Source organism: Bradyrhizobium sp. DOA9 (assembly GCF_000617845.2).
Lineage (GTDB): Bacteria > Pseudomonadota > Alphaproteobacteria > Rhizobiales > Xanthobacteraceae > Bradyrhizobium.
The window spans coordinates 1,358,542-1,380,991 of the sequence record NZ_DF820425.1 but is presented as its reverse complement, the minus strand read 5'-3'; the positions used below and the strand labels follow the sequence as shown (position 1 = coordinate 1,380,991).

Sequence of the window (22,450 nt, the reverse complement as noted above, 5' to 3'; positions counted from 1 at the left end):
GATGACCGCGCTGCAATCCGTTGCGGTGATCGGCGCGGGCGCCTGGGGTACGGCGCTGGCGACCGTGGCGGCGCGAGCCGGGCGAAACGTGACGCTATGGGCACGCAATGCCGAGCATGCCGCGCGGATCGCATCGACGCGCGACAATCCGCGGCTGCCCGGCGTGCGGATCGCACCCGAGATCGTCGTGACGAGCGATCTTGCGCTTGCCGCGCGTGCGGACATGCTGCTGATCGCAACACCGGCGCAACATTTGCGCGGCGCGGTCAACATGCTGGCCTCGCACATCGCGACGCCGGTACCGATCGTCGCCTGCGCCAAGGGCATCGAGCACGGCACCCACAAGTTCATGACCGACGTGATCGCCGAGGCCGCGCCGCAGGCGCAGCCGGCGATCCTGTCGGGGCCGAGCTTTGCCGACGACGTCGCGCGTGGCCTGCCGACGGCGGTGACCCTGGCGGCAGGCGATGAGGCGCTCGCCAGCAGCCTAGTGCAGGCGCTGGGCTCGCCGACATTCCGCCCCTATCACTCCACCGACATCCGCGGCGTCGAGATCGGCGGCGCCGCCAAGAACGTGCTGGCGATCGCGGTCGGCATCGCGGTCGGACGCAAGCTCGGCGCCTCCGCGCAGGCGGCGCTCACGACCCGCGGCTTTGCCGAACTCACGCGGCTCGGCCGCGCGCTCGGCGCGCGCGGGGAGACGCTCGCCGGGCTGTCGGGTCTCGGCGATCTCATTCTCACCTGCTCGAGCCCGCAGTCGCGCAACTTCGCGCTCGGCCTCGCGCTCGGGCGCGGCGCGCAGCCTCCCGCCGGCAAGCTCGCCGAGGGCGAGTTCACCGCCCCCGTGCTGATCGAGCTCGCGGCTTCGCGAGACATCGAGCTGCCGGTGTCGGAAGCTGTCGCATCGATCCTGAGCGGCCGGAGCACGATCGAAGCCGCGATCTCGGCGCTGATGACGCGTCCCTTCAAGTCAGAGGAATAAATATGGCGTACTGGCTGGTGAAATCCGAACCCTCGGTGTGGTCCTGGGACCAGCAGGTCGCGAAGGGCGCCAAGGGCGAGGCCTGGACCGGCGTGCGCAATTTCACCGCGCGCCAGAATCTCGTCGCCATGAAGAAGGGCGACAAGGCGTTCTTCTATCATTCCAACGAGGGCAAGGAGATCGTCGGCATCGCCGAGATCATCAAGGAGGTCTATCCCGATCCGACCGACAAGACCGGCAAGTTCGTCTGCGTCGACATCAAGGCCGACAAGCCCCTGAAGACGCCGGTGACGATGGCGGCGGTCAAGGCCGAGAAGAAGCTCGCCGACATGGCGCTGGTGAAATATTCGCGCCTCTCGGTGCAGCCGGTGACGGCGGAGGAGTGGAAGCTCGTCTGCAAGATGGGTGGGATTTAAGAAGAGGCTGCCGTCGTCCGGATGAGCGCAGCGACATCTGGGATGGTCTGGTCCCGCATGTCGCTCCGCTCATGCGGGCTACGATATCGGAGATTGCGTCTCCGGTAACGCAAACACCTCGCACGGCGCGGCAATGCCGCGCAGCACATGCGTTCCGAGCGCAACGAGCGGCATCTCCGTATCGGCGGCGAGGGCGCCGGACACCAGCACTGTCCGGCCCAGCGGCTTGCACAATCCCTCCAGCCGGCTAGCGAGGTTGACCGCGGGGCCGATCGCTGTGAAGTCGAGCCGGTTGGCGGCGCCGATATTGCCCCAGAGCATCTCGCCGAGATGGAGCGCGGCGCCAAACGAGAGCGGTGGCAATCCTTGCGCGCGGCGCTCCTTGTTGAGGTAGGCCATGCCGGCTTCCGCTGCGCTTGCCGCGCGCAGAGCGGCATCGCAGGCGCGGCGCGGGGATTGCTCGACCACCGGAAAGATCGCGAGCACGCCGTCGCCGATGAATTTCAGCACCTCGCCGCCGAAGGCGTGAACCGCGCCAGCGATGCGGTCGAACCAGGCGTCGAGCGCCGCGATGACAGCGGCCGGCGGTGTGGTCTCCGACAGGCTGGTGAAATTGCGCAGGTCCGCATAGAGCAGTGCAGCCTGGATGGTCTCGCCGAGATCGCGGCTTAGAGGCGCCGCGAGCACCCGCTCTGCACTGCGCGTGCCGAGGTAAGCATCGAGCGTTGCCCGCAAGGTGGCGCGCGCGCCGAGCAGGGCCAGCGGCGTTGCGGCGAAACGCGCGGCCTGACGCAATTGCTCAATCTCATCCGCCGTGAACGGACGCGGCCCGATCCAGCCGAGCAGCGGGCCATCGAACCGTCCCGCGACATCTTCATGCACCTCTCCGCGGGCGACGTCGCGCAGCCAGCGGCGGCCGGCGTCGTCGGGTGGATCTGGCGCGAGGCCGCCCGGTGCGAAGCCGAGCGCTTCGATCACCTGGTCGCTATCGGCACGCCACAGCCAGGTCCGCTTCGCGATCAGCGGATGCGGCACCTGCAGCGTGAGGGCGCCTGCCGCGAGCGGCACGCCGTCGGCGACCAGATGCGCGCCGAGCTCCGCAAGCAGGCGGTCGGCCCCGCGACAATCCGAGGCCGCATCGAGGAGCCAGGCGAGGGTCGGCGAGAGCTGCATGAGGCGATCATGGCGAAACAGGGCCGTCTTTGCCACGGGCAATCCTTGACGGAGCGCAGAGCCGCCGCCATGTCCCATCGTCAGACCAGGGATGATCGCCGATGCCAGAGCCATTCATAGTGCGACGAGAGACCCAGATCGCGGCCCCGCGCGCCACCGTGTTCGCTTATCTCACCGACCCCGAGAAGATCCTGAGCTGGATGGGCTCGGATGCGACCACCGAGCCCTATCCCGGCGGGCTCTATTTGCTCAAGGGCGTCAGCCCGCGCGGCGGCGTCGCCCGCGGCGCCTTCCGCGAGGTCGTGCCGGTGCATCGTCTGGCCTACACGTTCGGCTGGGAGGGCGGTCAGGAAGTGCCGCCCGGCTCGAGCCTGATCGAGATCGACCTGATCGAGCAGGACGGTGGCACGCTGCTGCGCATGACCCATAGCGGCCTGCCGAGCGAAGCGCAGGCGGCCGCGCATGCAACGGGATGGGCGCACTATCTGGGGCGGCTCACGATCGCAGCCGCGGGAGGCGATCCCGGTCCGGACCAGGGCGTTTCCGGCAAAACATAGCGCGGCAAAAGGTCAGACCGCCGCGGTCGCCACCACCTGCGCCAGCAGCTGCTCGCGCCGCGCCTGCGAGCGCTGGCCCTTCATGGTCGCGGCGAAGCGCTCGAGGATGCCCTCCTCGAAAGCGGTGACGATGGTGTCGTGGACGTAGCTCTTGCGGCAGATCGCCGGCGTGTTGGAGAGCTGGTCGGCGGCGGCGCGGATCGCGTCCAGCACCTGCTTCTTGCGGCCGCGCTGGCTGGTCGCCGGCGTGATCCGCGACAAGGATTCCACGACGACCGCCGAGGCCATCAGCGTGCGAAAATCCTTCAGCGAGATCTTGATGCCGGCGATCTCGCGCAAGAACGCGTTCACCTGCGTGGTGCTGACGGCGCGCACGATGCCGTAGGCGTCGCGATACTGGAACATGCGCTTGCCGGGCACGCCTTGCAAAATCCCGATGGCGCGCACCAGCTTGGCGGCGTCGCACTCCTTGCGCACCGCCTTGCCGCCCTTGGCCTTGAAGGTCAGCACGAAGCAATCGTCTTCCAGCGTGACGTTGGACTTCAGCAGCGTGGTCGCGCCGCGCGTGCCGTTGAGGCGGGCGTAGGATTCATTGCCGGGGCGGATCGCGGTGCGCGCGATCAGCTCGATGACGGCCGAGAGCGCGAACTCGCGCGTCGGCTCGTCACCGGACAGGAACGCCGAGACCTTGCGCCGGATTTTCGGCAGCGCGCCGACCAGCTTCTCCAGCCGATGCGCCTTGCGCTGCTCGCGGACCTTCTCCCAATCGGCATGATAGCGATATTGCAGCCGCCCCGCGGCATCGCGACCCACCGCCTGGAGGTGCGAGTTCGGATCGGCGGAGTAGCGCACCTCGCGATAGGCCGGCGGCACCGCCATGGCGTGCAGCCGGCGGATGGTGCGGGCGTCGCGGATATGCGCGCCGTTGGGACGGACGAAGGAATAGCCCTTGCCGCGCCTGATGCGGCGGATGGTCAGCTCGTTCTGGTCGCCGAGCCGCAGGCCCAGCTCCTTGGCGAGGGCCTCGACCGTCGCCGCAGGCGCCGTGTCGTAGGTCTTTTTTGGGCTTGGGCGCCTGAAACCGCTCGGTTTCGGCCATTGTCCGAGGGCCTTGGCCAGGGCAATGGCTGCAGGATCGGCGGAAGCGGGCCGCATCGTCCCGAGATTCTGCTGATCCATCATGGTCTTACGCCTTTAGCCCTGTCTATTACCGTTCAATGCCGCTGTTCTGATTTTTGTTCCGAAGGGCCTCTTTGGACCCGGGTTGGCCATTTAGGGTGTTCCGAACGCTATTGCGAGTCCCGAATCGGTGAAATGAGGTTTCTAAATACCTCCGACCAGCGGATGGGGCTCTGCGGCGTCCCTTCTGGCGGTTTGGGTCGAGAGCCGAAAGACACCCTGTCGGCCTGTTTCAGATTTGCGACAACGAGCCTTCCGGACCTTGATCCTCCGCATGGCCGGGTGCTCGCCGAAGGTCCAGCTTGTGCTCCTTGTCGGGTCCGGTTAGCCCGACGCATAATCCATCAAATGATGATGTCGGCATTGCCTGAGCTTGCCGCATGTGGAGGGAAGCATGTCCGAGAAGATCTACGACGTCCCCGCGGAATGGGCGAAGCGCGCCTGGGTCGACCAGGCCAAGTACAAGGAGATGTACGCCCGCTCGATCTCGGACCCGAACGGCTTCTGGGCGGAGCAGGCCAAGCGCATCGACTGGATGCACGCGCCGACGAAAATCGAGAACGTCTCGTTCGCGCCCGGCAATATCTCAATCAAATGGTTCGAGGACGGCATCCTCAACGTCGCCTATAATTGCATCGATCGGCATCTCGCCAAGCGCGCCAACCAGACCGCGATCATCTGGGAAGGCGACGATCCTTCGCAGTCCAAGCACATCACGTACAAGGAACTCCACGACGAAGTGTGCCGGATGGCCAACATCCTGCGCACCCGCAACGTCAAGAAGGGCGACCGCGTTACCATCTACCTGCCGATGATCCCGGAAGCGGCTTACGCGATGCTGGCCTGCGCGCGGATCGGCGCGATCCACTCTGTGGTGTTCGCGGGCTTCTCGCCGGACAGCCTCGCCCAGCGCATCAACGACTGCCAGTCCAAGGTGATCATCACGGCGGACGAAGGCCTGCGCGGCGGCAGGAAGGTGCCACTGAAGGCCAATGTCGATGCGGCGCTCAGCAAAGCCGACGGCGTCGACTGGGTCGTCGTGGTCAAGCGCACCGGCGCCAAGGTCGACATGAACCCGACGCGCGACCTCTGGTACCACGAAGCCGCTGCGATGATGACAACCGAATGCCCGGTCGAGCACATGCACGCCGAGGACCCGCTGTTCATCCTCTACACGTCGGGCTCGACCGGCCAGCCCAAGGGCGTGCTGCACACCTCCGGCGGCTATCTCGTGTTCGCCTCGATGACGCATCAATACGTCTTCGACTATCACGACGGCGACATCTACTGGTGCACCGCCGACGTCGGCTGGGTCACCGGCCACAGCTACATCCTGTACGGGCCGCTCGCCAACGGCGCGACCACGCTGATGTTCGAAGGCGTGCCGAATTACCCGGACAATTCGCGGTTCTGGAACGTCATCGACAAGCACAAGGTCAACATCTTCTACACCGCGCCGACCGCGATCCGCGCGCTGATGCAAGGCGGCGACGATCCCGTGAAGAAGACCTCGCGTGCTTCGCTCCGCCTGCTCGGCTCGGTCGGCGAGCCCATCAATCCGGAAGCCTGGGAGTGGTATCACCGCGTCGTCGGCGACGACCGCTGCCCGATCGTCGACACCTGGTGGCAGACCGAGACCGGCGGCATCCTGATCACGCCGCTGCCGGGCGCGACCAAGCTGAAGCCCGGCTCGGCGACGCAGCCCTTCTTCGGCGTGGTGCCCGAGATCGTCGATGCCGACGGCAAGGTGCTTGAAGGCGAGACGACCGGCAATCTCTGCCTGACGCGCTCCTGGCCGGGCCAGATGCGCACAGTCTACGGTGACCATGCCCGCTTCGAGCAAACTTACTTCTCGACCTACAAGGGCAAATACTTCACCGGCGATGGCTGCCGCCGCGACGCCGACGGCTATTACTGGATCACCGGCCGCGTCGACGACGTCATCAACGTCTCGGGCCACCGCATGGGCACCGCCGAAGTCGAGAGCGCGCTGGTCGCGCATGAGAAGGTGTCGGAAGCCGCCGTGGTCGGCTTCCCGCACGACATCAAGGGTCAGGGCATCTACGCCTATGTCACGCTGATGGCCGGCGTGCAGCCGACCGACGAGCTGCGCAAGGAGCTCGTGACCTGGGTGCGCAAGGAGATCGGTCCGATCGCCTCGCCCGACCAGATCCAGTTCGCCCCGGGCCTGCCCAAGACCCGCTCCGGCAAGATCATGCGCCGCATCCTGCGCAAGATCGCCGAGGACGAGCCAGGCAGCTTAGGGGACACCTCGACGCTCGCCGATCCCGCCGTGGTCGACGATCTCGTCAAGAACCGGCAGAACAAGAAGTCGGCGTAAGGCAACCTCGTGCCCCGGACGCAGCGCAGCCCGCGCGGGATGCGCTGCGTCCGGGGCCAAGTGATCGACTGACGAAAGAACTGGGTCCCGGATCCGCGCTCCGCTTCGCTGCGCTTGTCCGGGACACGAGGCGCGTGTTGCGCCCCCTCTCAACCAATCGCCATTCACACCCTCACGCTCTTGTCAGCCGGCGCGGTGGTGCGCCGGCATCTTTCCCGCCGAGTGTTGTTTTCAGGTCATTTACTTTATTTCGAACATTTCCTTTGTTCCCCCTGCTGGCCGGCCCTCGGCAGCCGCGCTTGGAAACCATTGGGTTAACGGGCGCGGTCAAGAATGAGCATCGACGAGGGCTGGGTGCGGCGGCGATTGCCGGGTTCTGCGTCATTTTGGACGATCCGTTTGGAGTAAGGGGAAGCATCGATGTCGATGAGGATTGCGGCGGCGCTGGCCGCCACCATCGCGGCCGGGATGTTGACGGCGACGGCGGCGCAGGCGCGGCCGGAAATGGTGGGGGCACACCTGGCCGACTATTCGCCGGGCACCATCGTGGTCAAGACCAGCGAGCGGCGGCTCTATCTCATCCTCGGTAACGGCCACGCCGTGCGCTACCCGGTCGGCGTCGGCAGGGCCGGCAAGCAGTGGGCCGGCACGACGAGGATCGACGGCAAATATCTCAATCCGGCCTGGGCGCCGCCCGCCGAGGTGAAGCGCGACAAGCCGAATATGCCCGACGTCATTCCGGGCGGCTCGCCGCGCAACCCGATGGGCGTTGCGGCGATGACGCTCGCCGGCGGCGAATATGCGATCCACGGCACCAACGTGCCGGGCTCGATCGGCGGCTTCGTGTCCTATGGCTGCATCCGCATGCTCAACGACGACATCACCGATCTCTACGGCCGCGTCTCTGTCGGCACGACGGTGGTCGTGACGCGCTGATCGCCTGAACCAGTCGAGATAAAATGGCTGCGTCTTTCGACGCGGCCTTTTGCTACCAGAAGCGCCAACCGCGCGCGCACCAGCCGTTGCGATGGCCGCCATTGTAGCTGCGCACGTAACCGCTCGCGAGCAGCGTCGCCGCGACGTTGGCGGTGCGCCTGGTGGCAGCATCGGCGAGAACACGGCCGTATTTGTCCTGACCAAGATTGTAGATCACCACGCCGCCCTGGCCGAGCAGGTTGCGTAGCGCATCGCTGGCGGCTTCGGCCTTGTCCAGCTCGTCCCGGCAGGATGCCTTCATCTCGGGCGCATCGATGCCGCGCAGTCTGACGCGCGCGACGAGATCGCGGCCGTCGCGCTGATGCACGCGGGCAAGGAACGTATCACCGTCGATGGTGCGGACGACCTCGACCGGTTGCCTCGCATCGGAATTGCCGGACTGCTGCAGGATGATTTCGGCATCTCGCGATTGTTCGTCATCCACACGCGGAATGGGCCAGATCGTTCCGTGGCGGAAGCCGAGCACGATGGCCGTCACGACGCCGACCACGAACATCCACGGCAACAGTCCGGAGAAGCGACGGCCGAACGGCGAGCCGCTGTATGAAGGCCGGTATGGTCGACTGGGATCGAAGCGCGACATCCGCACACGCTAGGGCTGAGTCGGCTGAACCGGCAAGGTGGCTTATGGGGAGCGCGGGTAAAGCGGTGTCTCAAAAGTCCGAAGCGATGCCCTTGCGCTCCCAATCGCCGTAACGGGTTGGCTCCGGCCCGTTTGGGCCCTGCAACTCCTTCGGCGCAGCTTCAGCATGCGCGGCTGCCGCAGCCTGCCGGCGCGCCTCGGCTTCGGCCAACGCCCGCTGGGCGGCCGGCGGCAGCGGCTTGCGATTGGGAACGGAGGGCTGGTCGCTCATGTCGGCGGGTTCCTAACGCAGGATCACGGGAAGTGCGAGGTCCAATAACGCATTGCTGAAATGGTCATTGTCCGCTGCAATCGCGAGAGGTCATTCTTACATTTGGCATATTCGCGTGTCAGAGATCGACCTCTCAAGGCATGCGCCCATTTGCGGCGGAACTGCCGCTCGTTCAGAACCTTGCTTCCGCATGCCATCTCAACGTTTCGTTCCTCCGTCCGAAGTGCCCGGCCTTGCGGCGCGACGGATTGCCGCCGACATCGTCGACGGCGTGCTGCACAAGCACCGTACGCTCGACGACCAGCTCGACGGCAGCGGTGCCCATCCCGGGCTGAAGACGCTGGCCGACCGCGACCGCGCGTTGATGCGGCGCCTGGTCGCCACCGTGCTGCGCCGGCTCGGCACGCTCGGCCATGTGCTGTCCCGCCTGCTGGACAAGGGCGTTCCCTCCGATGCGCCGCGGGCGCAGAGCGCACTCTTGATCGGAGCCGCGCAGATCCTCTGGATGGACGTGCCGGATCACGCCGCGGTCGATCTCTCGGTTCGCCTCGTGCAATCCGACCGCCGCGCCGCGCGCTATGCCGGCCTCGTCAACGCCGTGCTGCGCCGCTGCGCGCGCGAGGGCAAGGCGCTGGTCGAGGAGGTCGCGACGCAATCGCTGGATCTGCCGCCATGGCTGCTCGCGCGCTGGAGCGCGCATTATGGCGAGGCGACCGCACGAGACATGGCATCGGCGCTCGGCCACGAACCTTCGCTCGATCTCACGGTGAAATCGGATCCCGCCCAATGGGCGAGCCGCCTGCATGGCGAGATGCTGCCGACCGGAACGGTGCGGATGCTGCTGCACGGTTCGGTGACCATGCTGCCCGGCTTCGCCGAGGGGCAATGGTGGGTGCAGGACGCCGCCGCCGCATTGCCCGCCCGGCTGTTCGGCGACGTCAAGGGCAAGTCCGTTGCCGATCTCTGTGCCGCCCCCGGCGGCAAGACCGCGCAGCTGGCGCTGGCAGGCGCGCATGTCACGGCGATCGACCGCTCGCCCGCACGAGTGGCGCGTTTGCGCGAAAACCTGGCGCGGCTGTCGCTGCAGGCCGAGACCGTCGTCGCTGACGCCGTGGAATGGGCCGGCCCGGCCGAGGGCTTCGACGGTATTCTGATCGATGCGCCCTGCACCTCCACCGGTACGATTCGCCGGCATCCCGATGTCGCATGGCTGCGGCAGGACTCCGACATCGCGCCTCTGGCCGCGCTCCAGCAGCGGCTGCTGCGAAAATCGGTGTCGCTGCTCAAGCCAGGCGGCACGCTGGTCTATTGCACCTGTTCGCTGGAACCCGAGGAAGGCGAGCAGGCCGTGGCGGCAGTGCTCGCCGCCGAGCCCGCGCTTCGCCGCGTCCCGATCGTGGCCTCGGAGGTTGCGGGCCTCGACGAAATCCTCACCCGGGACGGCGATCTGCGCACCCTGCCCTGCCATCTGCCGAACGCCGACCCCAGGCTCGGCGGGCTCGACGGATTTTTCGCGGCCCGGCTCGTTAAATCCTGATTTTACACTGGATTTTGCGGCCACGGCGCTGATTCGCGCCGTTCAAGGTGGTGTAAGGCGTTCGATTTTGGGATTAATAAGGATTCGTCACTGATCCTCTCCCCCATCAAGGCAAGGCGTGTCGGTCGCTCAACGCAGACGTATCTCGACGCTGGTCATGAACCGCTTCGCGCGGAACATGCTCGCGCGCGCGAGCGGCGGTTCCGTTGTGCTGTCGCGGGTCTGGCCCGGCCGCACCGACCGGCTGATCATCGCCCCGCACGATTTGCGGACCGCGGACGCGACCCGCGCCGCCGAGATCTATGCCGGCCGCTTCGTCTTCGCCGGCAAGATCGTCAATTGCCACGGCCGCTCGATCTTCGATCTCGAGCCGCCGTCTGAGGATTGGGAGGTTGCGCTGCTCGGCTTCGGCTGGCTGCGTCATCTGCGCGCCGCCGACACGGCGCTGACGCGGGCGAATGCGCGCGCGCTCATCGAGGACTGGATCGCCAACCCCGCCAACAAGCGCCGGCCCGTCGCCCGCCGCGCCGACGTGCTGGCGCGGCGCGTGATCTCGCTGCTGTCGCAGGCGCCGCTGGTGCTGAACGAGACTGACAACAAGTTCTACCGCCGTTACTTGCGTGCCCTCGCGCGCGAGCTCCGCTTCCTGCGCTACACCATGCTCGACATTCCGGACGGGGTGCCGAAGCTGCAGGTGCTGATCGCGCTGTGCTATGCGTCGCTGTGCCTCGCCAACCAGACACGCCACATCCGCACCGCTTCGAAGAAGCTGTCCGACGAATTGCAGCGGCAGATCCTTCCCGATGGCGGCCACATCTCGCGCAATCCGGGCTCGCTGATCGAGCTATTGATCGACCTCCTGCCGCTGCGGCAGACGTTTGCCGCGCGCAACATTGCCCCGCCGCCCGCCCTGCTCAATGCGATCGACCGCATGATGCCGATGCTGCGCTTCTTCCGGCACGGCGACGGCAATTTCGCCTTGTTCAACGGCATGAGCGCGACGTCTTCGGACCTGCTCGCCACGCTGCTCGCCTATGACGACACCCACGGCGCGCCGATGGCCAACATGCCGCATACCGGCTTTCAGCGCCTCGATGCCGGCCAGACCACCGTGATCATCGACACCGGCCCGCCGCCGCCCGCCAGCGTCAGCCACGACGCCCACGCCGGCTGCCTGTCGTTCGAACTGTCGTCCGGCACCAGCCGCATCGTCACCAATTGCGGCATGCCGACCACGGGCCGCGACAATTGGCGGCCGTTCGCGCGCAGCACGGCGGCGCATTCGACGCTGACCTATCACGAGACATCGTCCTGTCAGTTCGTCGAGATGTCGGCGATGAAGCGGCTCCTGCACGGCGCGCCTGTCACCAGCGGCCCGGTCGAGGTCGAGAGCTACCGCGAGATCGTGCAGAACGGCACGCTGCTCACGACCTCGCATGACGGCTATCTCGCCAAGTTCGGCGCGATCCACCGCCGCGTGCTGATGATCGCCAATGACGGCGGGCGCATCGACGGCGAGGACACGCTGTCGCCGCCGCAGGGCGGGCGCTTCAAGGGTGCCGATGCCGATTTCGCGCTGCGCTTCCATCTGCATCCGGCGGTGAAGGCGAGCCGGCTGTCGGATGCGCGCGGCGTCATGCTGGTGCTGCCGAACCGCGACGTCTGGACCTTCGAGGCCCTGGACGACAAGGTCGATCTCGAGGACAGCGTATTCCTGGCCGGCAATGACGGCCCGCGCCGTACCGCCCAGATCGTGATCCGTCAGAACGCCCGCCAGGCGCCCTCGATCCGCTGGAGCTTTGTCCGCTCCACCGCCTCGCCCGCGGTGACCAATGCCCGCCGCAACGCCCGGCGCGAGCCGGAACTTCCGTTGTAAACAGGCGCGATCCGGCCCTATCTCGTCGTTGTGAAAAGCGGCGAAAGCTGCTATCGAGCGCTCGCTCGCGCGACTGGCGACCTTGGATGGAGCACCATCGGGAAGCGCGGGACATATGAGCCGCGCGCCTGGGCATAGACACTCCCTGAACAGAGGATCTTGCTCATGACTGACCATCCCCGCCGCGTCACCCGCGCTCTCCTTTCCGTCTCCGACAAGACCGGCCTGATCGAGTTCGCCAAGGCGCTCGCCGCGCGTGATGTCGAGCTGGTCTCGACCGGCGGCACCGCCAAGGCCATCGCCGCGGCCGGCCTCAAGGTGAAGGACGTGTCCGAGCTGACCGGCTTCCCCGAGATGATGGACGGTCGCGTCAAGACGCTGCATCCGAAGGTGCATGGCGGCCTGCTCGCGATCCGCGACAACAAGGAGCATGCGGATGCGATGAAGGCGCACGGCATTGCTCCGATCGACCTGCTCGTCGTCAATCTCTATCCGTTCGAGGCGACCGTCGACAAAGGCGCCGGCTTCGAGGATTGCATCGAGAATATCGACATCGGCGGCCCCGCAATGATCCGCGCCGCTGCGAAGAACCATGACGATGTCGCTGTCGTGGTCGAGGCGCAGGATTATCAGGCCGTGCTCGACGAGCTCGCCGCCAACCACGGCGCGACCACGCTGGGCTTGCGCCGTCGACTTGCCGCAAAGGCCTATGCGCGCACCGCGGCTTATGACGCCGCGATCTCGAACTGGTTCAACCGCCAGCTCGAGATCGACGCGCCCGATTTCCGCGCTTTCGGCGGCCGCCTGATCCAGTCGCTGCGCTATGGCGAGAACCCGCACCAGACCGCCGCGTTCTATGCGACGCCGGACAAGCGTCCTGGCGTCTCCACCGCGCAGCAGCTGCAGGGCAAGGAGCTCTCCTACAACAACATCAACGACACCGATGCGGCCTATGAATGCATCGGCGAGTTCGACGCCAAGCGCACCGCGGCCTGCGTCATCGTCAAGCACGCCAATCCCTGTGGCGTCGCCGAGGGGCCGAACCTCGTCGAGGCCTATCGCAGGGCGCTGGCTTGCGATTCGACGTCCGCGTTCGGCGGCATCATCGCGATGAACCGTCCGCTCGATGCCGATACCGCGCGCGAGATCACCAAGATCTTCACCGAGGTCATCATCGCGCCCGACGCCAGCGAAGAGGCGATCGCCATCATCGGCGGCAAGAAGAACCTCCGCCTGCTGCTCGCTGGCAGCCTGCCCGATCCGCGTGCGCCGGGCCTCACCGCCAAGACGGTGGCGGGCGGTCTGCTGGTGCAGAGCCGCGACAACGCGGTGGTCGACGACATGACCTTCAAGGTCGTGACCAGGCGCGCGCCGACGGATGCGGAAATGCGCGACCTGAAATTCGCGTTCCGGGTGGCAAAGCACGTCAAGTCCAACACCATCATCTATGCCAGGGATCTCGCCACCGTCGGGATCGGCGCGGGCCAGATGAGCCGGGTGGATTCGGCGCGGATCGCCGCGCGCAAGGCGCAGGATGCGGCGGCCGAACTGAAGCTCGCCGAGCCGCTCACCAAGGGTTCGGTGGTGGCCTCGGATGCGTTCTTCCCGTTCGCCGACGGCATGCTCGCCTGCATCGAAGCCGGCGCCACTGCCGTGGTCCAGCCCGGCGGCTCGATGCGCGACGACGAGGTGATCAAGGCCGCCGACGAGCACGGCATCGCCATGGTGTTCACGGGAACGCGGCACTTCAGGCATTGAGTCCATCGACTCGTCATTGCGAGCGAAGCGAAGCAATCTGTCTCCGCAAGGAAGGTCTGGATTGCTTCGTCGCAAGTGCTCCTCGCAATGACGAGGATAGAGTTGCGTGGTGCAGCTACTCCCGCACCCGCATCAACAGCCCGAGCCCCGCGACGAAGAACACGACCAGCACGGCCATGCCGGCCTTCTGGCTGGCGGTCAGCGCGGTGACCATGCCGATCAGCAGCGGGCCGATGAAGGACGTCACCTTTCCCGTCAGCGCGAACAGGCCGAAATATTGCGCGATGCGATCCTTCGGTGCGAGGTGGATCAACAGCGTGCGGGAAGCAGCCTGGAGCGGGCCGCCGGCGGCACCGATCAGGCAGCCCAGCACGAGATAGGCGCGCTCGGCCGCACTCGAGAACAGGGGAGCGCCGGCTTGCGGCAGCGCGGTCTTGACGAACAGGACACTGTCCTTGTCGACCAGAAGAATCGCGGCCACCGACAGCAACAGGACCAGCAGGCTGCCGGCGATGACGCGCTTCGGACCGAGACGATCATCCAGCTTGCCGCCGATCCAGGCGCCGAGCGCTCCGGCAATCGCCAGCATGATGCCGAACGTCCCGATCTGGATCGTGTGCCAGCCGAAGGTGCCGGCGGCATAGATGCCGCCGAAGGCGAACAGAGACACCAGGCCATCGGTGTAGATCATGTTGGCGAGCAGGAACGCCGCGAGCGATTTTCGCCTCGGCAGATTCTCGATCGACTGCTTCAGCTCCGACAGGCCCGCGCGCAGCGCCACCCGCAACGGCCGCTTCGCCGGGTAATCCGGCGTGAACAGGAACATCGGCGTCACGAAGATGATGAACCACAGCCCGGTCAGCGGCCCCGCGGCACGATCGCCCTGACGCGTGAGGGGATCGAGGCCAAAGAGCGGCGTGACGCCGAGCAGCGTGCGGCCGGTCTCCGGATTGGCGGCGAGCAGGCCGAGCACGATGATCAGGCTGACGATGCCGCCAATGTAGCCCGTGGCCCAGCCGGTGCCGGAAAGCCGGCCGATTCGCTCCGGCGGCACCAGGGTCGGCATCATCGCGTTGTTGAAGAGCGTGGCGAATTCCGCGCCGACGCTGGCGAGCGCAACTGCGGTGAGCACCAGCGGAATGATGGCATGATCGCCGGGCTTGCCGATCCAGAGTGTGCAGGACGCCAGCACCAGCACCATACCGAAACCCGCGATCCACGGTTTCCTGCGGCCCGAAGCGTCGGCGATGGCGCCGAGCACCGGCGACAACAGCGCGATCGCAAGGCCCGCGGCCGCCATTGCAAAGCCCCACAAGGATTGACCGGTGGCGGGACTTGGCGCGATGGCCGTCGCGAAATAAGGCGCGAACACGAAGGTCGTGATCAGCGTGAAATATGGCTGCGCAGCCCAATCGAAGAAGATCCAGCTCACGACGGCGGCGCGCCGCGGATAGGTCCGCGCCACGCCGGCCATGGTCGCATCCGGGGCGATTGTCGTCATCACGCAGGACCCATCACGAACAGTTTTGCCTCTCTCGGAGCAAACGGTATAGCATTACGGTGACGGGTGTGAACCGGTTCAGCGCCACGGCGGAAATTTGATGATGTCGTCATATTCGACACGGCGGACATTTTTGGCCGCCATTGCCGTCCTGGTGTTCGATCTCGCCCCCGCGACCGCTCAAGACGCGCGGCCGGGCTATGTCCCGCCCGCGCGCGACTCGGTGCGGGCCGTTGCCGCCGAGCACGGCATGGTGGTGGCGCAGGAGAAGATCTCCGCGCAAGTGGGCGCCGACATTCTGCGACGCGGCGGCAATGCCGTCGACGCCGCAGTCGCGACCGGCTTCGCGATGGCAGTGACCTATCCGCGCGCCGGCAATATCGGCGGCGGCGGCTTCATGGTGATCCATTCCGCCGATCGCAATGAAGACATCACGATCGACTATCGCGAAACCGCGCCGGCAGCGACCACGCCGCAGGTTTTCCTTGGACCCGACGGCAAGCCTGACGTGGCGAAGTCGCGGGATTCCGCGCTCGGCATCGGCGTGCCCGGCACCGTCGCTGGTCTCGCGCTCGCATTGGAGAAGTACGGCTCGGGTCAGTTCACGCTGGCGCAACTGCTGGCGCCCGCGATCGGGCTCGCACGCGATGGCTTCATCGTCAGCGACGACATGGCCGATACGCTGCCGAGCTGGCACCGGCGGCTGGCACGCTGGCCGTCCTCGGCCAGGATCTTCTCGCGTCCGGATGGCACGCCGCTGGGCGAAGGCGATCGGCTGGTGCAGGGCGATCTCGCCGAAACGCTGGCGGCCGTCGCTGAACTGGGACCGCGGGGATTCTACGAGGGGCCGGTCGCCGAGAAGCTCGCCAAGGCGGTGACCGATGCCGGCGGCATCATGACGCCGGCCGACCTCAAGGCGTATCAGCCGGTCATCCGCACGCCGGTGCGCGGCAGCTACCGCGGCTATGACATCGTGTCGATGCCGCTGCCCTCGTCCGGCGGCGTCGTGCTGATGGAGACGCTCAACATCCTCGAGGGCTTTCCTCTTGCCGATCTGAAGCAGGGATCGGCGGCATCGCTGCATCTGTTGATCGAGGCCATGAAGCGCGCTTATGCCGATCGCGCCCGCTATCTCGGTGATCCCGCCTTCGTCAACGCGCCGATCGAGACCCTCATCGCGAAGGACTATGCCACCAGGCTGCGCGCGCACATTTCCCCCGAGCGCGCCACGCCTTCAACAGAGCTCGCGTCTGCTTCTGCCACGCCGCGTGAGGGCAGCAACACCACGCATTTTTCGGTCGTCGATGCCCGCGGCAATGCGGTCAGCAACACCTACACACTGAACTTCAGCTACGGCGTCGGCCTCGTCGCCGAGGGCACGGGCGTGCTGCTCAACAACGAGCTCGACGATTTCACCGCGGCGGTCGGTGCCTCCAACGCCTATGGTCTCGTTGGCTTCGAGGCGAATCTGCCCGGACCCGGCAAACGGCCGCTGTCGTCGATGTCGCCGACCATCGTGCTGAGGGACGGCAAGCCGGTGCTGGTGACGGGCTCGCCCGGCGGCAGCCGCATCATCTCGACCGTGCTGCAGGTGATCGTGAACGTGCTCGACTACAAGATGGATGTTGCGGCGGCCGTCGCAACGCCGCGACTGCACCATCAATGGCTGCCGGATGAAGTGCGCGTCGAGCGCGGCTTTCCCGAGGACGTGCTGCGCGAGCTGAAGGCGATGGGGCACCTCGTCGTCGAGCCGATGGGGCAGACATCGGCCAACTCGATTCTGGTGACGCCGAACGGACCGCTGGGCGCAGCCGACCCGCGCACGCGCGGCGCGGAGGCGGCGGGGCAGTAGCCTGCTCCCGAAGTGACCGGGTAAGGGACTCTATCGCCCAACCTGATATGGTCCGCCCTTCTCGAGCGCGCGGTTGTACGCTGGCCGGGCGTGGATGCGCTCCAGGAACGCCATCGCCTTGGGATGGCCCTGCTCAAGCCCGCCGCGGGCTTGGGCGGCTTCGAGCGGAAAGCTCATCTGGATATCGGCCGCGGTGAACTCGCTGCCGGCGAACCACTCGCTCTTGCCGAGCTCGCCTTCCCAATAATCCATGTGCTGCTTGAGCTGCGGATTGACCAGCGCGGTCAGCGCCTGGTTGCAGACCTTGCGCACCAGCGGGCGCAGCAGCGCCGGCGCGCGCTTCGGCATCAGCGTGAACAGCAGCTTGAGCAGCAGCGGCTGCATCGCGGATCCTTCCGCATAGTGCAGCCAATAGGTGTAGCGCAGCCGCTCCGGCGTGTTCGGCGGGGGGATCAGCCGTCCGTTGCCGTAGGTGCCGATGAGATATTCGATGATCGCCCCCGACTCGGCGATGGTGTTGCCGTTGTCGGTGATGACGGGCGACTTGCCGAGCGGGTGGATGGCGCGCAGCTCCTTCGGCGCGCGCATGTCCGGCTGGCGCTGATAGCGCACGATCTCGTAAGGAACGCCCAGCTCCTCGAGCAGCCACAGCACGCGCTGCGAGCGGGAATTGTTGAGGTGGTGAACGGTTAGCATCGCGGGGTCCTCAAGGCTTGGCACGGTCGATCGGCTGCGCCGTTGGTGCCAGCCCGGGAACACATTGTCGAGCCGTCACCGTGGATATTTTCACCCGGGTATATTGACGTGACGAATTTACCCGGGTATTAAGCCGGGAACGCGATCAATACGGTAATGATTCCAATGCAAGGGACCTACACGGCTTTCGCCGGCCAGCGCCGGCTGACCTCCGGCACGGCGGGCGATGTCGCGCTCGCGGTGAAGCGTGCCACGCAACCGCTGGACCAGCCGATCATCATCTTCGATGACGGCACGGGCCGGTCGATCGATTTCGACCTGCGCGGTGACGACCGCGAGGTGCTGGCCCGGCTGGCAACGCTCATGCCGCAAGCCGAGACGGCCACAGCCCCCGCCGAGCCGCGCGGACGCGGCCGGCCGAAGCTCGGCGTGGTCGCGCGCGAGGTGACCTTGCTGCCGCGGCACTGGGAGTGGCTCAACGCACAGGCCGGCGGCGCTTCGGTCGCGCTGCGCAAGCTCGTCGACGAGGCCAGGCGCGCCAGCGGCGACAAGGACCGCGAGCGGCAGGCGCGCGATGCGGCCTACCACTTCATGTCGACCATGGCCGGCGATCTGCCGCAGTTCGAGGAAGCTTCGCGCGCGCTGTTCGCAGAGGACCGGCGGCGCTTCACCGGACTGATTGCGGACTGGCCGACCGACATCCGCGACCACATCGTCAAGCTCGCCTACAGCGACCGCGCCTAAACCGCGCACCGCTCTTCACGACCCTATCGACGGCCGAGCCGCGCATTGCGCGGCAACGGCTTCGCACGCCCTGATGAAAGGCCAATTCCATGTCTGCCGCAAGACCGCTCTGGACCACGTTCCTCCGCTTCCTCGCACCCCTGATGCTGAGCAACGCGCTGCAATCGCTGTTCGGCACCGTCAGCAACGTCTATGTCGGCCAGATGATCGGCGTCGACGCGCTCGCCGCGGTCTCGGCGTTCTTCCCGGTGATGTTCTTCCTGTTCGCCTTCGTCATGGGGCTGAGCACCGGTGCCACCGTGCTGATCGGCCAGGCTTTTGGCGCCGGAGAGCATGGCCGCATCAAGATCATCGTCGGCACGACACTCGCCGTCGGCTTGCTGCTCTCGATTTCGATTGCACTCGTTGGCGGGATCTTCAGCCGACCCTTGATGGTCATGCTTGCCACGCCCGCGGACATTCTCGATGAAGCCAGCGCCTATGCGCGCATCATGCTGCTGACGATGCCGCTCGGCTTCGTCTTCCTGCTGATGACGGCGATGATCCGCGGCGTCGGCGATGGACTGACACCGCTGCTGGCGCTGGCCATGTCGACGGCGATCGGCCTGATCCTGACGCCGATGCTGATCCGCGGTACGTTCGGATTGCCGGCGGTCGGCATCACCAGTCCTGCCTGGGGCGCTGCGATCTCGAACATGCTGACGCTGATCGTGCTGGCCGTCTATCTGCTGCGGAGAAGGCACGCGCTCGCGCCGGATGCGACGCTGCTGCGTCACCTCAGGCTGAACGGCGCCGTGCTCGGCAAAGTCCTCGGCATCGGCCTGCCGAGCGCGATCGGCATGGTGGTGATGGCGATCGCCGAGCTCGTGCTGCTCGGCCTCGTCAACGGCTTCGGCTCAAATGCCACCGCCGCCTATGGCGCCGTCAACCAGGTGATGGGCTACACCCAGTTCACGGCGATGTCGATCTCGATCGCGGTCTCGATCCTCGGCGCCCAGGCCATCGGCGGCGGCGACCGGGACCGGCTCGACGGCATCGTGCGGATGGGCCTTGCGTTCAACATCGCCCTGACCGGCGGGCTGGTGGCGCTGATCTACCTCGCGCCGCGCGCGGTGCTCGGCATCTTCATCACCGACGACGCCGTGCTGGATCTGGCGAAGGGATTGCTCGACATCGCCTTGTGGAGCTCGGTGCCGTTCGGGCTCGCGACCGTGTTCTCGGGCGCGATGCGCGGCGCCGGCGTCGCGTTGACGCCGATGCTGCTGTCGATCTTCGCGATCGCCGCGATCGAGCTGCCGGCCGCAATCATCCTCAGCCGCACCGTCGGCCTGGCCGGCGTGTGGGCTGCCTATCCCATCGTGTTCTGCGCCATGTTGATTCTGCAGATGGGCTATTACCACCTGGTGTGGCGCAAGCGGGCAATCCGGCGCCTGATCTGACCGCCAGAGTATTACGATCGTCATTAAACGATGGACCTGTGGCGCGCCCTGCGCCACAATGAGGAAAAGCCAACTGAGAAAGCCAGGCCAGGGAGAATGATCTTGACCCGCACCGCCCCGCAATTCCTGTTCGATTTCGGTAGCCCCAACGCCTATCTCAGCCATCTGGCTATACCGGCGATCGAACAGCGGATCGGCGTCAAGTTCGAATATGTACCGATCCTGCTCGGCGGCATCTTCAAGTCGACCAACAACAAGTCGCCGGCCGAGACGCTCGCCGGCGTCAGGAACAAGCGGGAGTTCCAGCAGATCGAGACCGAGCGCTTCATCAAGCGCTTCCATGTCCAGCCCTATGTCTGGAATCCGCACTTTCCCGTCAACACGCTGAACCTGATGCGCGCGGCGATCGCGGCGCAGATCGAGGGCGTGTTCGAGACATATGTCGAGGCCGCCTTCCACCACATGTGGCGCGAGCCGAAGAAGATGGACGATCCCGAGATCGCGGCGAAGGCGCTGGCCTCGTCCGGCCTCGATGCGCAAAAGCTGTTTGCCCGCAGCCAGGAACCCGAGGTCAAGGCCAAGCTGATCAAAAACACCGAGGAGGCGGTCGCCCGCGGCGCGTTCGGTTCGCCGACTTTCTTCGTCGGCAACGAGATGTTCTTCGGCAAGGAGCAGCTGCGCGAGGTCGAGGAGATGGTGTCGGGAAAGTGAAGCGCGCGAATGGCGGGTAGCGAATAGCGAGTGGAAATCGCGTCCGCTATTCGCTACTCCCTATTCGCCATTCGCCAATAGTAAAAGCGGAGTTCTCTCATGCGCATCCTCGTGGTCGGCGCCGGCGCCATCGGCGGCTATTTCGGCGGCAGGCTGTTGCAGGCCGGCCGCGACGTCACCTTCCTGGTCAGGCCGCGCCGCGCCGGCGAGCTCGCAAGCGCCGGTCTCGTCATCAAGAGCCCGAACGGCGATGTGACCCTGAAGAATCCGCCGACGGTTCAGGCCGACGCACTCAAGGACAAGTTCGACGTCGTGCTGCTCAGCTGCAAGGCGTTCGACCTCGACGATGCCATCAAATCGTTCGCCCCGGCGGTCGGGCCCAACACCGCGATCATCCCGATGCTCAACGGCATGAAGCATCTCGACACGCTGGATGCGAGGTTCGGCAAGGAGCGCGTGCTCGGCGGCCTCTGCGCCATCGCCGCGACGCTGAACGAGAAGCGCGAGGTGGTGCAGCTGCAGCCGATGCAGTCGATCACCTACGGCGAGCGCGACGGCGGGACGTCGGACCGGGTGAAGGCGATCGACGAGGCCTTCAAGAGCGGCATCAACGGCGCCAGCGCCAGCCAGAACATCATGCAGGACATGTGGGAGAAGTGGGTGTTCCTGTCCTCGCTCGCGGCAAGCACCAGCCTGATGCGGACGTCCGTCGGCAACATCCTCGCCGCGCCCGGCGGCCGGGATTTCCTGCTCGGCATGCTCGATGAGACCAGCGCGGTCGCAGCTGCATCGGGCTACCCACCGGGCGGGCCGTTCTTCGAGCGCGTCAAAGGTAATCTCACCACCGAGGGCTCGCCGTTGACAGCGTCGATGTTCCGCGACATCAAGGCGGGCCTGCCTGTCGAAGCCGACCACGTCGTCGGCGATCTCATCGCGCGCGCCGACGCCGCTAAGGTGCCGGTGCCGAAGCTGCGCATCGCGTATACGCATCTGAAGGCGTATGAGCGGCAGCGGGCGGGGTAGGGCGTCATATACCGCTGTCGTCCCGGCCTCGCGCTACGCGCGCCGCGGGCTTGCCGAAACAGCTCCGCGCTATTTCAGATGCGCGAGATAGTGCGAGACGGCGGTGATCTCCTCGTCGCTCATGTGATAGGCGACATCCGCCATCGCCGCGACGCCGCCGCCGACACGCTGGCCGGCCTTGTAGTCGTGCAGCGCCTTGACGAGATATTCCTCGCGCTGGCCCGCGAGCCGCGCCACCGCCTTGGTGCCGGCATAGCTGTCGGTGTGACATGAGGCGCAGCGGCGGCCGGCAGCGACCTGTGCGCCCTTTTTCGACAGGTCCGGATCCCCGTCCTCTGGTCCCTTCGGCGGTGTCAGCGAGGCGAAGTAAGCGCCGAAATTGCGGATGTCCTCGTTGGTGATCCCTTCGACGATGGGTTGCATCTGATCGTTCTTGCGCGAGCCGGCGCGGAAGAACACGAGCTGCCATTGCAGGAATTGATCGGGCTGACCGGCGAGCGAGGGGACGTTCTCGGTCTGCGAGATGCCGTTCTCGCCGTGACAGCCGGCGCAGGCGGCGGCTTTCTCCTTGATCGCGGCATTGTCGGCAGCCGTAGCAGCCGGCGCGAGCAGGAGCGCCGCCGACAGAATTCCAAACCCAACGACCCGCATGTCTCAATCTCTCCGACCGTCATTGCCGGGCTCGACCCGGCGATCCATCCATTTTGCAGAAAGTTTCTCGTTGATGGATCCCGGATCAAGTCCGGGCATGACGACCGTGTTCCATCGCAAGCCAAAGAGGCTGCCACCGTGAACTGGTCGCAGCCTCTCCGTCA

General features: G+C 66.2%; 20 protein-coding genes and 1 riboswitch. Of the genes, 13 read left to right on the top strand and 7 right to left on the bottom strand.

Annotation, left to right across the window (positions count from 1 at the left end; all coding sequences use genetic code 11):
• Position 1: 1 nt before the first annotated feature.
• Both BDOA9_RS06395 and BDOA9_RS06390 read left to right on the top strand, forming a co-directional pair.
• A complete protein-coding gene (locus tag BDOA9_RS06395) occupies positions 2–982 on the top strand; it encodes an NAD(P)H-dependent glycerol-3-phosphate dehydrogenase (protein WP_025033115.1) in 981 nt (326 codons plus the stop codon).
• Between the two features lie 2 nt (positions 983–984).
• Positions 985–1,398, top strand: a complete 414-nt coding sequence (locus BDOA9_RS06390) for an EVE domain-containing protein (protein WP_025033114.1) — start codon at positions 985–987, stop codon at positions 1,396–1,398.
• 78 nt (positions 1,399–1,476) lie between these two features.
• Here the strand turns inward: BDOA9_RS06390 and BDOA9_RS06385 are convergent, their stop codons facing one another.
• The gene (locus tag BDOA9_RS06385) at positions 1,477–2,571 is read right to left on the bottom strand and encodes an adenylate/guanylate cyclase domain-containing protein (RefSeq protein ID WP_025033113.1); all 1,095 of its coding nucleotides are present in this window, start codon (positions 2,569–2,571) and stop codon (positions 1,477–1,479) included.
• Between the two features lie 101 nt (positions 2,572–2,672).
• Here BDOA9_RS06385 and BDOA9_RS06380 point away from each other — a divergent pair, with 101 nt between their 5' ends.
• Complete coding sequence (locus BDOA9_RS06380) at positions 2,673–3,128, top strand: SRPBCC family protein (protein ID WP_025033112.1); 456 nt, start codon at positions 2,673–2,675, stop codon at positions 3,126–3,128.
• Positions 3,129–3,140: 12 nt separating this feature from the next.
• Here the strand turns inward: BDOA9_RS06380 and BDOA9_RS06375 are convergent, their stop codons facing one another.
• Positions 3,141–4,310: a DNA topoisomerase IB gene (locus BDOA9_RS06375; RefSeq protein WP_025033111.1), complete on the bottom strand. Its 1,170-nt coding sequence runs from the start codon at positions 4,308–4,310 to the stop codon at positions 3,141–3,143.
• 391 nt (positions 4,311–4,701) lie between these two features.
• Between BDOA9_RS06375 and acs the strand changes: the two genes are divergently transcribed.
• Positions 4,702–6,648 carry an acetate--CoA ligase gene (gene acs, locus BDOA9_RS06370; RefSeq protein WP_025033110.1) on the top strand — a complete coding sequence of 649 codons (1,947 nt, stop codon included), beginning with the start codon at positions 4,702–4,704 and terminating at the stop codon, positions 6,646–6,648.
• A gap of 420 nt (positions 6,649–7,068) precedes the next feature.
• The gene (locus tag BDOA9_RS06365) at positions 7,069–7,584 is read left to right on the top strand and encodes a L,D-transpeptidase (RefSeq protein ID WP_025033109.1); all 516 of its coding nucleotides are present in this window, start codon (positions 7,069–7,071) and stop codon (positions 7,582–7,584) included.
• 52 nt (positions 7,585–7,636) lie between these two features.
• Here BDOA9_RS06365 and BDOA9_RS06360 read toward each other — a convergent pair whose 3' ends face one another.
• Positions 7,637–8,227: a thermonuclease family protein gene (locus BDOA9_RS06360; protein WP_025033108.1), complete on the bottom strand. Its 591-nt coding sequence runs from the start codon at positions 8,225–8,227 to the stop codon at positions 7,637–7,639.
• Between the two features lie 70 nt (positions 8,228–8,297).
• Positions 8,298–8,498, bottom strand: a complete 201-nt coding sequence (locus BDOA9_RS06355; RefSeq protein ID WP_025033107.1) for a DUF1674 domain-containing protein — start codon at positions 8,496–8,498, stop codon at positions 8,298–8,300.
• A gap of 190 nt (positions 8,499–8,688) precedes the next feature.
• On the opposite strand from BDOA9_RS06355, the gene BDOA9_RS06350 reads away from it, so the two are divergent.
• From BDOA9_RS06350 to purH, 3 genes are all read left to right on the top strand, one after another.
• On the top strand, positions 8,689–10,035 hold the full coding sequence (locus tag BDOA9_RS06350) for an RsmB/NOP family class I SAM-dependent RNA methyltransferase (protein WP_025033106.1): 1,347 nt from the start codon (positions 8,689–8,691) through the stop codon (positions 10,033–10,035).
• Between the two features lie 157 nt (positions 10,036–10,192).
• Positions 10,193–11,911: a heparinase II/III family protein gene (locus tag BDOA9_RS06345; RefSeq protein ID WP_025033105.1), complete on the top strand. Its 1,719-nt coding sequence runs from the start codon at positions 10,193–10,195 to the stop codon at positions 11,909–11,911.
• Between the two features lie 59 nt (positions 11,912–11,970).
• Positions 11,971–12,052: riboswitch (ZMP/ZTP riboswitch) on the top strand.
• Positions 12,053–12,076: 24 nt separating this feature from the next.
• The gene (gene purH / locus BDOA9_RS06340; RefSeq protein WP_025033104.1) at positions 12,077–13,669 is read left to right on the top strand and encodes a bifunctional phosphoribosylaminoimidazolecarboxamide formyltransferase/IMP cyclohydrolase; all 1,593 of its coding nucleotides are present in this window, start codon (positions 12,077–12,079) and stop codon (positions 13,667–13,669) included.
• 115 nt (positions 13,670–13,784) lie between these two features.
• Here the strand turns inward: purH and BDOA9_RS06335 are convergent, their stop codons facing one another.
• Positions 13,785–15,170 carry an MFS transporter gene (locus tag BDOA9_RS06335; RefSeq protein ID WP_025033103.1) on the bottom strand — a complete coding sequence of 462 codons (1,386 nt, stop codon included), beginning with the start codon at positions 15,168–15,170 and terminating at the stop codon, positions 13,785–13,787.
• 100 nt (positions 15,171–15,270) lie between these two features.
• Here BDOA9_RS06335 and ggt point away from each other — a divergent pair, with 100 nt between their 5' ends.
• Positions 15,271–17,022: a gamma-glutamyltransferase gene (gene ggt, locus BDOA9_RS06330; RefSeq protein WP_082847795.1), complete on the top strand. Its 1,752-nt coding sequence runs from the start codon at positions 15,271–15,273 to the stop codon at positions 17,020–17,022.
• 30 nt (positions 17,023–17,052) lie between these two features.
• On the opposite strand, the gene BDOA9_RS06325 is transcribed toward ggt, so the two are convergent.
• On the bottom strand, positions 17,053–17,718 hold the full coding sequence (locus BDOA9_RS06325; protein ID WP_025033101.1) for a glutathione S-transferase family protein: 666 nt from the start codon (positions 17,716–17,718) through the stop codon (positions 17,053–17,055).
• Between the two features lie 165 nt (positions 17,719–17,883).
• Here BDOA9_RS06325 and BDOA9_RS06320 point away from each other — a divergent pair, with 165 nt between their 5' ends.
• From BDOA9_RS06320 to panE, 4 genes are all read left to right on the top strand, one after another.
• On the top strand, positions 17,884–18,462 hold the full coding sequence (locus tag BDOA9_RS06320; protein ID WP_042335552.1) for a DUF2239 family protein: 579 nt from the start codon (positions 17,884–17,886) through the stop codon (positions 18,460–18,462).
• A gap of 89 nt (positions 18,463–18,551) precedes the next feature.
• The gene (locus BDOA9_RS06315; RefSeq protein ID WP_025033099.1) at positions 18,552–19,901 is read left to right on the top strand and encodes an MATE family efflux transporter; all 1,350 of its coding nucleotides are present in this window, start codon (positions 18,552–18,554) and stop codon (positions 19,899–19,901) included.
• Positions 19,902–20,003: 102 nt separating this feature from the next.
• Positions 20,004–20,612 carry a 2-hydroxychromene-2-carboxylate isomerase gene (locus BDOA9_RS06310; RefSeq protein ID WP_025033098.1) on the top strand — a complete coding sequence of 203 codons (609 nt, stop codon included), beginning with the start codon at positions 20,004–20,006 and terminating at the stop codon, positions 20,610–20,612.
• A gap of 99 nt (positions 20,613–20,711) precedes the next feature.
• Complete coding sequence (gene panE / locus BDOA9_RS06305) at positions 20,712–21,635, top strand: 2-dehydropantoate 2-reductase (protein WP_025033097.1); 924 nt, start codon at positions 20,712–20,714, stop codon at positions 21,633–21,635.
• Positions 21,636–21,704: 69 nt separating this feature from the next.
• Here panE and BDOA9_RS06300 read toward each other — a convergent pair whose 3' ends face one another.
• Positions 21,705–22,286, bottom strand: a complete 582-nt coding sequence (locus tag BDOA9_RS06300; RefSeq protein ID WP_025033096.1) for a c-type cytochrome — start codon at positions 22,284–22,286, stop codon at positions 21,705–21,707.
• Positions 22,287–22,450: the final 164 nt, after the last annotated feature.

Excerpts from the sequence above, each read along its gene's own strand:
- BDOA9_RS06385 (WP_025033113.1), bottom strand. The coding sequence starts at position 2,571 with ATGCAGCTCTCGCCGACCCTCGCCTGGCTCCTCGATGCGGCCTCGGAT.
- BDOA9_RS06300 (WP_025033096.1), bottom strand. The coding sequence starts at position 22,286 with ATGCGGGTCGTTGGGTTTGGAATTCTGTCGGCGGCGCTCCTGCTCGCG.
- ggt (WP_082847795.1), top strand. The coding sequence starts at position 15,271 with ATGATGTCGTCATATTCGACACGGCGGACATTTTTGGCCGCCATTGCC.
- BDOA9_RS06315 (WP_025033099.1), top strand. The coding sequence starts at position 18,552 with ATGTCTGCCGCAAGACCGCTCTGGACCACGTTCCTCCGCTTCCTCGCA.
- BDOA9_RS06345 (WP_025033105.1), top strand. The coding sequence starts at position 10,193 with ATGAACCGCTTCGCGCGGAACATGCTCGCGCGCGCGAGCGGCGGTTCC.
- BDOA9_RS06320 (WP_042335552.1), top strand. The coding sequence starts at position 17,884 with ATGCAAGGGACCTACACGGCTTTCGCCGGCCAGCGCCGGCTGACCTCC.
- acs (WP_025033110.1), top strand. The coding sequence starts at position 4,702 with ATGTCCGAGAAGATCTACGACGTCCCCGCGGAATGGGCGAAGCGCGCC.
- BDOA9_RS06350 (WP_025033106.1), top strand. The coding sequence starts at position 8,689 with ATGCCATCTCAACGTTTCGTTCCTCCGTCCGAAGTGCCCGGCCTTGCG.
- BDOA9_RS06335 (WP_025033103.1), bottom strand. The coding sequence starts at position 15,170 with ATGACGACAATCGCCCCGGATGCGACCATGGCCGGCGTGGCGCGGACC.
- BDOA9_RS06390 (WP_025033114.1), top strand. The coding sequence starts at position 985 with ATGGCGTACTGGCTGGTGAAATCCGAACCCTCGGTGTGGTCCTGGGAC.
- purH (WP_025033104.1), top strand. The coding sequence starts at position 12,077 with ATGACTGACCATCCCCGCCGCGTCACCCGCGCTCTCCTTTCCGTCTCC.
- BDOA9_RS06375 (WP_025033111.1), bottom strand. The coding sequence starts at position 4,310 with ATGATGGATCAGCAGAATCTCGGGACGATGCGGCCCGCTTCCGCCGAT.
- BDOA9_RS06395 (WP_025033115.1), top strand. The coding sequence starts at position 2 with ATGACCGCGCTGCAATCCGTTGCGGTGATCGGCGCGGGCGCCTGGGGT.
- BDOA9_RS06360 (WP_025033108.1), bottom strand. The coding sequence starts at position 8,227 with ATGTCGCGCTTCGATCCCAGTCGACCATACCGGCCTTCATACAGCGGC.
- BDOA9_RS06380 (WP_025033112.1), top strand. The coding sequence starts at position 2,673 with ATGCCAGAGCCATTCATAGTGCGACGAGAGACCCAGATCGCGGCCCCG.
- BDOA9_RS06355 (WP_025033107.1), bottom strand. The coding sequence starts at position 8,498 with ATGAGCGACCAGCCCTCCGTTCCCAATCGCAAGCCGCTGCCGCCGGCC.
- panE (WP_025033097.1), top strand. The coding sequence starts at position 20,712 with ATGCGCATCCTCGTGGTCGGCGCCGGCGCCATCGGCGGCTATTTCGGC.
- BDOA9_RS06325 (WP_025033101.1), bottom strand. The coding sequence starts at position 17,718 with ATGCTAACCGTTCACCACCTCAACAATTCCCGCTCGCAGCGCGTGCTG.
- BDOA9_RS06365 (WP_025033109.1), top strand. The coding sequence starts at position 7,069 with ATGTCGATGAGGATTGCGGCGGCGCTGGCCGCCACCATCGCGGCCGGG.